13 protein-coding genes are annotated in these 12,864 nt (G+C 59.4%); 8 read left to right on the top strand and 5 right to left on the bottom strand.

Annotation, left to right across the window (positions count from 1 at the left end; translation table 11 throughout):
• Positions 1 to 79 precede the first annotated feature (79 nt).
• The 3 genes from pgsA to FGF54_RS04215 are packed head-to-tail and all read left to right on the top strand — an operon-like array spanning position 80 to position 1,381.
• The gene (gene pgsA / locus FGF54_RS04225; RefSeq protein WP_003520759.1) at positions 80 to 667 is read left to right on the top strand and encodes a CDP-diacylglycerol--glycerol-3-phosphate 3-phosphatidyltransferase; all 588 of its coding nucleotides are present in this window, start codon (positions 80 to 82) and stop codon (positions 665 to 667) included.
• Positions 667 to 921 carry a molybdopterin converting factor subunit 1 gene (gene moaD / locus FGF54_RS04220; RefSeq protein WP_078054084.1) on the top strand — a complete coding sequence of 85 codons (255 nt, stop codon included), beginning with the start codon at positions 667 to 669 and terminating at the stop codon, positions 919 to 921. Before pgsA ends, moaD begins: the two co-directional genes overlap by 1 nt.
• Before the next feature lie 4 nt (positions 922 to 925).
• Positions 926 to 1,381: a molybdenum cofactor biosynthesis protein MoaE gene (locus FGF54_RS04215; RefSeq protein WP_142779008.1), complete on the top strand. Its 456-nt coding sequence runs from the start codon at positions 926 to 928 to the stop codon at positions 1,379 to 1,381.
• A gap of 111 nt (positions 1,382 to 1,492) precedes the next feature.
• Here the strand turns inward: FGF54_RS04215 and FGF54_RS04210 are convergent, their stop codons facing one another.
• Positions 1,493 to 2,389: a branched-chain amino acid ABC transporter permease gene (locus FGF54_RS04210; RefSeq protein ID WP_142779007.1), complete on the bottom strand. Its 897-nt coding sequence runs from the start codon at positions 2,387 to 2,389 to the stop codon at positions 1,493 to 1,495.
• A gap of 52 nt (positions 2,390 to 2,441) precedes the next feature.
• On the opposite strand from FGF54_RS04210, the gene FGF54_RS04205 reads away from it, so the two are divergent.
• Entirely contained in the window at positions 2,442 to 3,002 is a 561-nt protein-coding gene (locus FGF54_RS04205; RefSeq protein WP_210247426.1) for a CGNR zinc finger domain-containing protein, read from the top strand.
• Positions 2,999 to 3,511, top strand: a complete 513-nt coding sequence (locus tag FGF54_RS04200) for a hypothetical protein (RefSeq protein WP_142779005.1) — start codon at positions 2,999 to 3,001, stop codon at positions 3,509 to 3,511. The genes FGF54_RS04205 and FGF54_RS04200 overlap by 4 nt, the downstream gene beginning before the upstream one ends.
• A 318-nt stretch (positions 3,512 to 3,829) precedes the next feature.
• Here the strand turns inward: FGF54_RS04200 and ndk are convergent, their stop codons facing one another.
• The gene (ndk, locus tag FGF54_RS04195) at positions 3,830 to 4,252 is read right to left on the bottom strand and encodes a nucleoside-diphosphate kinase (protein WP_003496769.1); all 423 of its coding nucleotides are present in this window, start codon (positions 4,250 to 4,252) and stop codon (positions 3,830 to 3,832) included.
• A 103-nt stretch (positions 4,253 to 4,355) separates the two neighbouring features.
• A complete protein-coding gene (locus tag FGF54_RS04190) occupies positions 4,356 to 5,051 on the bottom strand; it encodes a glutathione S-transferase family protein (RefSeq protein ID WP_142779004.1) in 696 nt (231 codons plus the stop codon).
• A gap of 258 nt (positions 5,052 to 5,309) precedes the next feature.
• On the opposite strand from FGF54_RS04190, the gene FGF54_RS04185 reads away from it, so the two are divergent.
• A complete protein-coding gene (locus FGF54_RS04185; RefSeq protein ID WP_168208005.1) occupies positions 5,310 to 6,356 on the top strand; it encodes a GGDEF domain-containing protein in 1,047 nt (348 codons plus the stop codon).
• A 69-nt stretch (positions 6,357 to 6,425) separates the two neighbouring features.
• Positions 6,426 to 8,309 (top strand): ABC-F family ATP-binding cassette domain-containing protein, encoded by a 1,884-nt coding sequence (locus FGF54_RS04180; protein WP_142779003.1) that lies wholly within the window; start codon positions 6,426 to 6,428, stop codon positions 8,307 to 8,309.
• Between the two features lie 35 nt (positions 8,310 to 8,344).
• Here FGF54_RS04180 and FGF54_RS04175 read toward each other — a convergent pair whose 3' ends face one another.
• Positions 8,345 to 10,285, bottom strand: a complete 1,941-nt coding sequence (locus FGF54_RS04175; protein ID WP_142779002.1) for a bifunctional diguanylate cyclase/phosphodiesterase — start codon at positions 10,283 to 10,285, stop codon at positions 8,345 to 8,347.
• Positions 10,286 to 10,395: 110 nt separating this feature from the next.
• Complete coding sequence (locus FGF54_RS04170) at positions 10,396 to 11,583, bottom strand: GGDEF domain-containing protein (RefSeq protein ID WP_142779001.1); 1,188 nt, start codon at positions 11,581 to 11,583, stop codon at positions 10,396 to 10,398.
• A 334-nt stretch (positions 11,584 to 11,917) separates the two neighbouring features.
• Between FGF54_RS04170 and FGF54_RS04165 the strand changes: the two genes are divergently transcribed.
• Positions 11,918 to 12,844 (top strand): Gfo/Idh/MocA family protein, encoded by a 927-nt coding sequence (locus FGF54_RS04165; protein ID WP_142779000.1) that lies wholly within the window; start codon positions 11,918 to 11,920, stop codon positions 12,842 to 12,844.
• Positions 12,845 to 12,864: the final 20 nt, after the last annotated feature.

Raw genomic sequence — 12,864 nt, 5'->3', positions numbered from 1 at the left:
TAAAAAAACATAATCACGTGTTGACGCTATGCCCTGGCGGCGGCATCAAGGCAGCTAATCTTAGACTGACAGGTTTCCCATGGCTTCGCGCGCATACAGCATTCCCAACCTCCTCACCTATGGCCGCATCCTCGCGGTTCCTGTCATCGTTTTGTGCTTTTACATCGAAGGGAAACTGGAAAGCTCGGATTTCGCGCGCTGGACGGCATTATGGCTGTTCATCATCGCCTCGCTGACCGATTTCCTCGATGGTTATCTCGCGCGTATCTGGAACCAGACGTCGAATATCGGCCGCATGCTGGACCCGATCGCCGACAAGCTGCTGGTCGCCTCCGTCCTGCTTCTGATGGCGGCGGATGGCACCATTGCCGGCTGGTCGCTCTGGGCGGCCATCACCATTCTCTGCCGCGAAATTCTGGTCTCGGGCCTGCGAGAGTATCTGGCGGCGCTGAAGGTCAGCGTTCCCGTCACCCGCATCGCCAAATGGAAGACCACCATCCAGATGGTCGCCATCGCCTTCCTGCTCGCGGGTCCTGCGGGCGACAAGGTTCTGCCCTACACGACCGAAATGGGCATTACCCTGCTGTGGATCGCGGCGGCGCTGACCATGTATACCGGCTATGATTACTTCAAGGCCGGCCTGAAGCACATCGTGGACGAAGACTGATGACACGGATCGTTTATTTCGCCTGGGTTCGCGAGAAGATCGGCACGGATGAAGAAGAGCTGGACATCCCCTCCTCCGTCACCACCGCCGGCGAGCTGATCGCCTGGCTTGCGACGCGCGGCGAGAATTACGAAGCTGCCTTCGAGTTTCCCAATGTGATCCGCGTCGCCGTCAATCAGGAGCATGTCGAGCATGATGAAAGCATCCTCGGCGCGCGCGAGATCGGCATTTTCCCGCCGATGACGGGGGGATGAGCGGATGCAGCCGACGGTCCGCGTGCAGGCAGAGGATTTCGACGCTGCGGAGGAAACCCGCCGGCTGACGGAAGGGGACAGGAGCATCGGCGCGGTCGTGGCCTTCACCGGGCTCTGTCGGGATGATGGCGGCACGCTTGCGGCGCTGGAGCTTGAACACTATCCCGGCATGGCGGAGGCGGAAATAACCCGCATCGCCAGACTTGCCATGGAGCGTTTCGGCCTTCTCGGCCTCACCGCCATCCACCGCCACGGCAAGATCGCCACCGGCGAAAACATCGTGCTCGTCATCGCAGCTTCATCGCATCGACAGGCCGCCTTCGATGGCGCCAATTTCGTGATGGATTATCTCAAGACATCCGCCCCGTTCTGGAAAAAGGAACATGGCAAGGATGGCTCGGCGGGCGACTGGGTTGCGTCAAAAACAACCGACGACGCGGCCAAGGACAAGTGGCGATAGAGCATTTCCAGGAAAAGTGGAGCCCGGTTTTCCGTCCGGAAATGCGACGGAACAAAGAGTTGGAGCGCTTTCGCCATTCGAAGAAACGCGAAAGCGCTCTAGGGGCCATACTCAGGGCGCTTCCACCCTGCTACGCATGACAATCAGCCAGCCGACCAGCATCGCCAGAACCACCGCATCGCGCCAGGCGGCGGGTCCGTAACCGACCCAGAAAGTTTCCGCAAAGCCGACGGCGGCGGCCCCAAGGCCGCAGATGAGCGGACTGGCATAACCGCCCGCCGCCGAAATCAGCACCACCTTCAGGCCAAAGACCAGACCAGCGCCGAAATCCATGGTGCCGTAATAAAATGTGGCCAGCACGCCGGCGATGGCGGCAACGAGGCCTGCTGCACAATAGGAGACGAGAAATATCCGGCCCGCATTCACCCCGCATAATGCGGCGGCGAAAGCATCGTCCGAGACCGATTTCCAGCGCCTGCCGAAAGCGGAACGGCCAAGATAAAGCGACCCTGCGAGAATGAGCAGGCAGAACGCCGCCGTGTTCAGCATCTGCATCGGCGTCAGGGTCACGGCAAAGCCGCCATCGGCCCAGAAGCGCACCGGCTGAGACAGAAGCGGCGGCAGCCATAACTGCCTTGTGTCGGCGGCCAGCCTCGCGCTTTCGGTCAGCGCAATCAGCACGCCGACAGAGGCGACGGTCACGGCATTGGGAGAGGCTTTCGCCAGCGGGCGCATCACCGCCCGGCCGACAAAACCCGCCGCCCACAGCCCGCCGAACAGGCCCGCCCCTGCCCCGAGCGCCAATGTTGCCGGCAAAACCAACCACAGCCGGTTCCAGCCAAAATCCGCAAATAACAGGCAGGTCTGGCCGGCAAAGGCGAATATGGCGCCATAGGTGACATCGGCGCGTTTGGTGACCGAAAAGGCGATGGCATAACCAAAGGCCAGAACCGCATAAAGCGAGGCGACCGGCACGGCATTCAGCAATTGTTGCAGGAAATAGGCCAAGCGCGTCCTCCCGCCATGATTATAACTGTTAAAACTCATTTTGACAGTTATAATGTGCAGCATGACCTTTCGCTGGACGCAACATCGTTTCGCAGGCGGCGCATTGGCGCTGGATGTCGCCAATAGCGTGATCCTGCGCTCGGATGCGGCAAAATCAGTCGACCGTTTTGCCGTGCCGGCGCAGATCGCGGCCTTTGCCGAAGCGGCCACAAGGCTCGGCGCGGAACGTGACAGGTTTCCCACGCTCATTGCGCCCGAGGCGGAAAAGCAGGCGGTTTTTCTCGATCTTCGCGAGGCTGTCGACGATTATTTCCGCGCCTCCATTGCCGGCGGCGACGATGGCGACGGCAGGCTGGCCAGGCTTCTCTTCGCCTGCGGCACGGCGCTGCGGACGTTTCCGCTTGCCGAAAGCATCGGCAACGCCACCGCCCATTCCGCCCTCTTGCTGCTTGCCGGCGAGACAAAGGAGCGGCTGCGGATCTGCGGCAATTGCGGCTGGCTTTTCATCGACCGCAGCAAGAACAGAAGCCGTATCTGGTGCGATATGGCTGTGTGCGGCAACCGGCAGAAAGCCAGCCGGCACTATCACCGGAAGAAGGACGTGCGATCATGAGAAGAATTGCCCTTCCCTTGCTGGCGATTGCGGGAATGCTCGCTCTTTCAGGCTGCCAGCGGGACGAACCGCGCGAAGTGGCGAAGGTTTCCGGCCGGATGTTCGTTTTCAACTATCGCGTCGCCATCGCCACCTATCTGGTAACGCTTCAGCGCATCGCCCCCATTCGCGATGGCAGCACGGTGGAAGCGACGTTCGAAAACCCGCGCGGCGGTCCAGACCTCACCAGCCGCGAGAAGATTTTCCCGAAAGACGAAAAGATCACGGTTCAGAGCCCACCGGTGGAATGCGTGAAGCAGGACCGGCCCTATAAGGTCACCATCCGCATCAAGGGGCCGGAAGGCGACATTCTCCAGACGATCGAAACCACGATCCGCTCCGACACCGACCAGTCGCTTCTTCCCGCCAAGCCGCTGGTGGTCGGCCCGCTTTATACGCCCAATCCGGAGGTGTTCAAACCGGATGGCACGACGGATATGCGGCCGGTTCAGGGGTGTCCGGCGTCCTAACAAAAAATTGCAGCCTTAGGCTCAGTTCTCTGTAGGGGGTGGCAAACCTCTCTTCCGTCATGCCGGGCTTGACCCGGTATCCAGCCGCCGCGCGTCTGCGTGGCGTAAGAGTCTTTGCGATCAAGGACTTGATCGCGCTGGACCCCGGATTCAGTCCGGGGTGACGGAGTATGAAGCGAGGTCTCCGCAGAAACGCACCGTCTTGCAGGCAGCGCTCCAAAACAAAAAAACGGAGCCTTTCGGCTCCGTTTCTTCGAGTCTTTTCAGCAGCTTCGTGTAATCGCCTGCAACAGCGATTCAAGCCGTTGAGATTTTGAATCAGCCGACGATTTCGGTTTCGGCGAACCAGTAGGCGATTTCCTGTGCGGCGGTTTCCGGAGCGTCGGAGCCGTGAACGGAGTTTTCGCCGATGGAGAGCGCGAAGGTCTTGCGGATGGTGCCTTCAGCGGCCTGGGCCGGGTTGGTGGCGCCCATGATTTCGCGGTTCTTGAGGATGGCGTTTTCGCCTTCCAGAACCTGAACGATGGTCGGGCCGGAAGTCATGCCTTCAACGAGTTCGCCGAAGAAGGGACGCTCTTTGTGAACGGCGTAGAAGCCTTCGGCTTCGCGCTTGCTCATCCAGACGCGCTTGGAGGCGACGACGCGCAGGCCGTTGTCTTCAAATACCTTGGTGATCGCGCCCGTCAGGTTACGCTTGGTTGCGTCCGGCTTGATCATCGAAAATGTGCGTTCAATCGCCATATGTCCGTTTCCTTTTCCTTCAGAGAAAGTGGGCGGTCTTTACCCGCCCAAAGGCCCGAAAACAAGGGGGATCGACGAGATTGCGACGATGATGCCAGACATTTCACGCCGCTGTCACACTGCGGCCTCTCGCATCGTAGAGATCGAGGCAGCCTTCGAACCAGTCCCGCACGGGGTCGTTATCGGCGAACAAATCCGCCCCGGTGGTGATCCGCGCCCATTGCAGCGCGCCGAACACGATGTAATCCGCAAAAAGCGGCGATGTGCCGCCGATGAAAGGCTGAAAGCTCAGCATACGCCGGATCGGCGCAAGCAATGCCGGAAAGGCTGCGATTTCCGCCTCGCGGTTCGCCACCACATCCTCGAGCGGACGACCGAGCGCTTTCGTGCGGCTGTCGCGGAAATAACGGCGGTCCGGCTCGTCCAGCATATTGTGGATATCGAGCACGGCAATGCGCACGATGGCCGGGTGAAGCAACGTCTGCGACCAGCTTTCGACGAAACGGGCCATGGCCTTGCCGCCCTCGCCGTTGAACAGCGAAGGGCGCTCCGGGTAAGCCTCGTCCAGGTAAAGCGCGATTTCGAAACTGTCGCTTATCAGCTCGTCGCCATCGCGCAGGATCGGCACGGTCTTCGAAAAACCGTCCTCCACCGTCGGGATCACCGTGAAGGGTAAAGGCCGCTCCTCGAAATCCAGCCCCTTATGCGCCAGCGAAAGCACGGTTTTCCAGCAATGGGGAGAAAATGGCCGGGAAGTATCGCTTCCGCATAGCGAATAGAGCGTTCTGGAAGTCGTCATGGGCTGCCCCTCTTCTGCAACATCGATGGAGCGATATAAAAACGGTCGCCGCCCGAAATCAAATCAGGATTTGTCATATTATCGATCAAGGAACGCTTGGGGCACACCCGCCTTCCGCAACGCGGAATTCATGCTTCGTGACGGCAAAATTCTTTGTGGATTTATTCTATTTTAAACCGTCGCTTGTAAGAATAACGCCGTTCAACAATCGGTTATCGCCGGTCCATTCATAATAATCCATTGCTATTGGGGCTGTCAGTGACGACATCGGCGGGCGATAAAAAACGCGAACAGGCAAGAAGCGCTCTGGTCGTTACCAAGATCACGCAGTTCATCGCCAAGATGAACATTGCACCTTTGCCGCGCAATTATGAATTGATCTATGAAATATTGTCCGGACACAATCCGGCCATGGGCCGTGACATTCTCGCGCTTGGCAATGCGCCGCAGCAGCATGAAATCGACCTCATCGGCCAGCGGCACAATCTGCCCGGCTTTTCGCGCATCGAAGCCGAACAGATGGCAAGCGCGGCCTTCGATACACTGACGCAGATTTCCGCGCGGCTGGATGCAAGCCTTCAGCGCACCGAGACTTTCCTGGCCAGCCTTGAGCAGGATGAGGATGGCGAGCCGCCCGCAACGGAGCGCTTCGTGGAGTTGCTGGGCGATATCCACGAAGAACAGACGAGCCTTCGGCATTTCATCGCCATGGGGCTGGTGAAAATCCGCGAGGTTGAAAGAAACCGCGCGGAGCTTCAGGCCGCCTCGCTTCGCGATGCGCTGACGGCCCTGCCAAACCGGGCCGCCTTTCTCGAAAAGCTTGGCGCTCTTTTTGCACGGGACCGGGCGGCCTCAGCCACCTCGCTGGTGCTGCTGGATATTGACCATTTCCGCGAAATCAACGGCAAATATGGCTCGTCTGCCGGCAACAAGGCGTTGCGACGTCTCGCCGCCCTGTTTCGCAAGACCATCAAGAAGGACGATTTCGTCGCCCGTATCGGCGGCGATGAATTCGCCTTCCTGTTTGCCGGCGTGCCGCAGAACACGGCCGAGGCCATTGCCGAGCGGTTGCGGCAAAGCGTGGAGGCGCTGCGTTTCGTGACGCAGGAAGGAGACGGTGAACATCTGACCGTTTCAATCGGCGTCGCCGCGGTGGATGGAACCGCAACGCCCGCCGAATTTTTCAGCCATGCCGAACTCGCTCTGCTTTCAGCCCGCTGCGGCACGCGCAACTGCGTCGTCGGTTATTCGCGGGAGGTGGCGCAGCATAGCCGCAGCAGCTATCTGGCGCAGCTCGGCAATTGACACCTTAATCTCGCCCGATGTGGCGCGGGCGCTCTTGCCTTGGCCAGACAGTTCGGCCAAAACGGCGCCATGATTACGATTACCGATCTTTCCGCCCGTATCGCCGGGCGTCTGCTTCTCGACCATGCCAGCGTGACGCTTCCCGCCGGTGTGAAGGCGGGCCTTGTTGGCCGCAATGGCGCCGGCAAATCCACCCTGTTCCGGGTCATCACCGGCGATTTCTCGGCGGAAAGCGGTTCGGTGACAATCCCGAAACAGGCGCGCATCGGCCAGGTGGCGCAGGAAGCCCCAGGCACCGAGGAATCGCTGATTTCCATCGTGCTTTCGGCCGACAGGGAGCGCAGCGCGCTTTTGGCCGAGGCGGAAACCGCAACCGATCCGCACCGTATCGCGGAAATCCAGATGCGGCTCGTCGATATCGACGCTCATTCGGCGGAAGCGCGCGCCTCCAGCATTCTTGCCGGCCTCGGTTTCGATCACGAAGCGCAGCTTCGCCCGGCCTCCTCCTTCTCCGGCGGCTGGCGTATGCGCGTGGCGCTCGCCTCCGTGCTGTTTGCAGAGCCCGACCTTTTGCTGCTCGACGAGCCGACCAACTATCTCGACCTCGAAGGCACGCTCTGGCTGGAGGACTATATCCGGCGTTATCCGCATACCGTCATCATCATCAGCCACGACCGCGACCTTCTCAACAATGCCGTCAACTCCATCGTGCATCTGGACCAGAAGAAGCTGACCTTCTATCGCGGCGGTTACGACCAGTTCGAGCGGCAGAAGGCCGAGGCCGACGAATTGCAGATGAAGGCGAAGGCGAAGAACGACGCCGCGCGCAAACACCTGCAAAGCTTCATCGACCGTTTCCGCGCCAAGGCCACCAAGGCGCGGCAGGCGCAGAGCCGCATCAAGGCGCTGGAGCGCATGGGCACTGTCGCCGCCGTGATCGAGGATCACGTCCAGCCGATCACCTTCCCGGAGCCGGAAAAGCAGCCTGCCTCGCCCATCGTCGCCATCAATGGCGGGGCTGTGGGTTACGAGCCGGGCAAATCCATTCTGAAGCAGCTCAATCTCAGGATCGACAATGACGACCGTATTGCGCTGCTCGGCTCCAACGGCAACGGCAAATCCACCTTCGCGAAATTCATCTCCGGCCGGCTTGCGCCGCAGGCGGGCGATCTTCGCGTCGCCCCTGGCCTCAAGATCGGTTTCTTCGCGCAGCATCAGCTCGATGACCTCGTGCCGGATGAAACGCCGGTCGAACATGTGCGCAAGCTGATGCCGCTGGCCCCGGAGGCGCAGGTGCGCTCCCGCGTGGCGCAGATGGGTCTCGCGACCGAAAAGATGGCGACGGCGGCAAAGGACCTTTCCGGTGGCGAAAAGGCCCGGCTTCTGATGGGACTTGCGGCCTTCCATGCGCCGAACCTGCTCATCCTCGACGAACCGACCAACCATCTCGATATCGACAGCCGCCGTGCGCTGATCGAGGCGCTGAACGATTACAGCGGCGCGGTTATCCTCATCTCGCACGACCGCCATCTCATCGAGGCGACAGTGGACCGGCTGTGGCTGGTGGCTAACGGCACGGTCAAGACCTTCGAAGGCGACATGGAGGAATATCGCGATCTCGTCGTTTCCTCCGGTAAAAAGAAGGAAGACAAGACCGACGCTGTGGCCGATCAGGCTTCCAAAGCCGATCAACGCAAGGCAAGCGCGGAAAAGCGCGCCCAGCTCGCGCCGCTCAAGAAAAAGATCAATGAAATCGAATCCCTGACGGCAAAGCTTGAGAAAACGATTCAGTCGCTCGACGCCGAGCTGGCAGATCCCGTCCTATACGAAAAAGCGCCCGCCAAGGCCGCACAAAAAGTGAAGGAGCGCGGCGAGGCCGCCGCGAAGCTTTCGGATGCGGAGGAGCAATGGCTGCTGCTTTCGAGCGAATATGAAGAAGCAATGGCGGGGTGATGCGCGACTGCGCTTTCGGTTAAACTGGATATGTCCTAGGCGCATGCCCTGCGCGGTTGCAGGCGGTCTAGCGGTACGGCGGGGGAGTAAAGATAACCCTGCCCGAAGCGAATGCCCATCTGCATGAGGAGCCGGCTCTGCTCCTCGGTTTCTATGCCTTCCGTCACCAGCTTTGCGCCGTAACGCTCCGCACTCTCGAAGGCGAGCGCAATGGCCTCCCTGAACCGCGACTGGTCGAGCCTCGATGTCATCCAGTGATCGATCTTGACCTCTTCGAACGGGAACCGCGCCAGCAAAGTGAGGGCGGCATAACCGGTACCGAAATCATCGAGCGCCAGCCGAACGCCTGCGGCAATCAGCGTATCGAAATTTTGCTGTACAACATCGGTGGTCGGTATCCTGCTCATCTCCGTCACTTCGATCGAGAGGCGATGCGCCGGCACCGCCATTTCGTGCAGCAGCGCCACGACCCGGTCTGCGAAATGCGCGCTCGCAAAGGACGAAGCGGAAATATTCACCGCCAGATGAAAATCCGCCTCGAGGCCGTGCAGGTCGCGAAGATCGCGCACGACGGCCTCGATCGTCGACCATTCGAATTCCACCAGCAGCCGATGGCGTTCGGCGATCTCCAGCACATAATAAGGCGAAAGTGCCTGCCCCCGCGCGTCGACCGCGCGCAGGAGCGCTTCGGCGCCGATCATGCGGCGATTGCGCATTTCGAATTTCGGCTGGTAACAAATGGGCGGCGTGCCGGATTTGATCCAGTTGACCAGCATCTGCCGCACCGCCTCGTCCCGTGTCGCTTTCTCGGCAAAGGAGAAGGGGAAAATCTGCACCGGATGATCGCTTCCTTTCAGCGCGAGGCTGAGGTGCCTGAGGAAAGAGGCTACGTTTTGCCGGGAAAGCCTGTCCAGATTCGCCGCTCCGATTTTGAGATGCGGCACCGGCCCCGCCTCCGCCGAGCGGCAAAATGCGCTCAACCCGTCATGCAGATGCATCATGAGTTTCGCACTTTCGGACTTCTCCAGCGAAATCCCCCGCATGACGACCGCAAGTGTCGTATCGCCGAACATGAAGCTGCGGGGCGTAGTGGACCTGCATAGCAGGCCGTCTTCCCCGTCGCAGATTTCCCGCGCCAGCCTCGGCCAGAAAAGATCGCTCCAGTCCTCGCCCTCGCAGGCGGCGACATCGGCAATATTGACTATCTCGATCAGAATGAGGGCGTGCGGAATGGCCGGCTCCTGCCGCATCGTCGCTTCTATATGGTCCTTGAGGGCGCGTCTGTTGGGCAGGCCGGTCAATGCATCCGTCCGCGCCGCCACCTCGCGTTTCCTTGTCTCTTCCCGCGCCCGCGCTTCGCTGCGCAGAAGGATGAACAGGCAGAAGATCATCGGCAGGCCGACGGCGACCGCGCCCAGCGTTCGGCGGCCCACTGCACTCAAAAACAGTGCCTGGTCGACCAGCCCAAAAGCGAATGAGATCGAGATGGCAAGCAGCACGGCGATGAACCTGACCGCGAAGACGGTGAGAATATCCCGAATTCCCAGATTGGCGAGGCGGCGCTTGCGCATCCAGCCATACATGATGATGCCGCAGGCCGAAATGACGACCATGTCCTGCAGGGCCGCAAAAAACAGCACGGGACCGCCGAACACGAAACGCCCGGCCGCCACGAGGGACAGGCTGATCAGCCCGCCCTGCCAGGACCCCAGCACCCCGGCCAGAAACAGCAGGTCGGAGCGGATATAGGGTTTGGAAGGCAGCTTGATGAACTCGGACACCAGCAGCGTCAGCAGAAAGCCCGCCATTCCGAAAATGATGCCGTAATAGACTTTGTAGCGAGGATCCTCGAGCGCAATGTTTCGCCGCAGAAGGATAAGCACGGACACCATGCCAACCACGGCGGCCGCCTGAAGCAGCAGGAATGGAAGCTCGGCAGCCGACGCTGCCGCTTGTGCGGCGATCAATTCCATCATCTGCGTTCCCCGGTTATTATGTGTTCTGGCGCCGGAATTCCGACACATGGCTCAAAAATCCCGCTTCCCGCGGGACAGAATTTATAGCGCGCCGCCAAGCCCTTAGTATCCTATGCCGACATCGCGGCTTCGATGCCGTAAAGTTCCGCCGGCCCGACAATCGTTCCCATATGCCCGGAGGCGAGCACCAGCCGGTCGCGTCCCTGACGCTTCGCCTCGTAGAGCGCCATATCGGCCCGGTTCACCATCTCGTATATGATTTCCCTGCCGTCACCGGAAACGGCAACGCCGAGGCTGACCGTGACTATTTCCCGCCCGTCGGGACGGTTGAGATGGGGTATGGCCTCATCGATCACAGCCAATCTCAGTCTTTCGCCGATGGCGAGCGCGGCGGAAACAACGCAATTGTCGAGCAGAACCACAAATTCCTCGCCACCATAACGCGCGACGAAACTTCTGTCGCCATCGTCCCTGCGAAGCGCGCTACGCAGCCTGCCGGCGATCCTGCGCAGGCAGTCATCGCCGGCTACATGACCCTCCGAGTCATTGTAGTTCTTGAAATAGTCGACATCGAGAAGGATGAGCGCCCGCGGCCTGCCGCTGCCGCCCGAAGCCTCGCTCGCCGCCTCGTCAAAGCTGCGGCGATTGCGGATGCCGGTGAGCTGGTCGGTATTGGAAAGCTGCTGAAGTTCGTGATTTGCGGTTTGAATCCGCTGCACCAGGGTCTTCTCACGTAGCGACGCCAGATAGTCCCGCCTTTCCACCTGCTCGATACGATAGGCCGCAAACAGCGAGACGGCGCTGATTCCGACGGAACACATGATCGCCGGCAGCTTGGCTACCTCGCTCGTCACCGTGACATATTCCATGCCGACGATGAAAACCGCCATGCAGCCGACCGTGCCCATAACCGCAAGCGGAAACGGTTTGCGATGTATCGTATTCATATAAAGGACGACGGTGACGATGCCCATGTAATATTCGCTCGCCGACGAGGTTTGCGCGTTGGCATAGATGAACATGATCGATGCGACGACCAACATGCAGCCCAGCCCGTGAAGGACCTCGTGCGCCACGGCATCCGGCCGCATCCTGAACGCATAATATCGCGCAGGAAAATAAAGAAACAGAAGCGGCGTGATGACAAACAGGCGGACTGTCAGATCCAGCCAGATGATCTCCGGGACCAGACTTATGTCCACAAACACGTAGAGATTGTAGAGGATGACACCGAAAATCAATCCGTATGTATTGAATTGCCGGCTGCTTTCGTTGACTTTCTGAACGAAGCCAGACAAACGGTCATCTTTAAATAAAATCACCACACACCTGCCACTCAAAATATATTAAAGTAAAATACGAAATTGGCATCAATAATTACGGAACATACCTTAAAAAATTAACATTAAAACCGCCGAACAACAAAAAATATCACTTAAAGATTCAAAATAGTATTTTTTATTCTCAAATACTACACAATAAAAGAATACACATGCGAAATTTGTTATGACGTTACAGCTTGAAAAAAGACGTGCCGTATGGAAACGATCACCTTGCTCCTTTGATCGTTTCTGCTAAAAACTTGTAAAAATCACACTTTATCCCATGCAGCACTCACACGGGTTCCACTTCATGTCAGCCACCAAGCTTGCCATCGTCGGCGTCGGCAAAATCGTTCGCGACCAGCATCTTCCCGCCATTGCAGGCAATCCGGATTTTGAATTGATCTGCACCGCAAGCCGTCACGGCACCGTGGACGGCGTCGCTTCCTATGGCACCATCGAAGCCATGCTGGAGGCTGTGCCCGATATCGATGCGGTATCGCTGTGCATGCCGCCGCAATATCGTTACGAGGCGGCTTACGCGGCGCTGAATGCCGGCAAGCACGTCTTCCTCGAAAAGCCGCCGGGCGCCACCCTTTCGGAAGTGCAGGATCTCGTCCGGCTGGCGGACAAGAAGGGCCTTTCGCTGTTTGCAAGCTGGCATTCGCGTTATGCGCCGGCGGTCGAGGCTGCGAAGGCGTTCCTGGCTTCCACGAAAATCGACAGCGTGCATGTCATCTGGAAAGAGGATGTGCGCCACTGGCACCCGAACCAGGCCTGGATCTGGCAGGCGGGCGGTCTCGGCGTGTTCGACCCCGGCATCAACGCGCTTTCGATCATCACCCATATCCTGCCGCGCGCGCTGTTTCTGACCAAGGCGACGCTGGAGTTCCCGGAAAACCGCGACGCCCCGATCGCCGCCGACCTGCATTTTTCCGATGTGACGAAAACGCCCGTCCATGCCGAATTCGACTGGCGCCAGACCGGCAAGCAGAGCTGGGATATCGTTGCCGAGACGGCGGCGGGACGGATGGTGCTTTCGGAAGGCGGCGCAAAGCTCTCGATCAACGGCGAGGAAAAACTCTCCCAGCCCGAGCGGGAATATCCGGCGCTTTACGAGCGTTTCTCGGAGATCATCAAGGCTGGCCGTTCCGATGTCGATCTCGCGCCGCTGACCCACGTGGCCGACGCCTTCCTGCTCGGCCGCCACAAATTCGTGGATTCTTTCTACGACTGAGAGGCAGAAACGCTTCCCGA

It is taken from the genome of Agrobacterium sp. T29 (assembly GCF_006970545.1).
Taxonomy (GTDB): Bacteria; Pseudomonadota; Alphaproteobacteria; order Rhizobiales; family Rhizobiaceae; genus Agrobacterium; species Agrobacterium leguminum.
The sequence above is the reverse complement of the archived record's forward strand: the minus strand, read 5'-3'. Positions and strand labels throughout refer to the sequence as shown.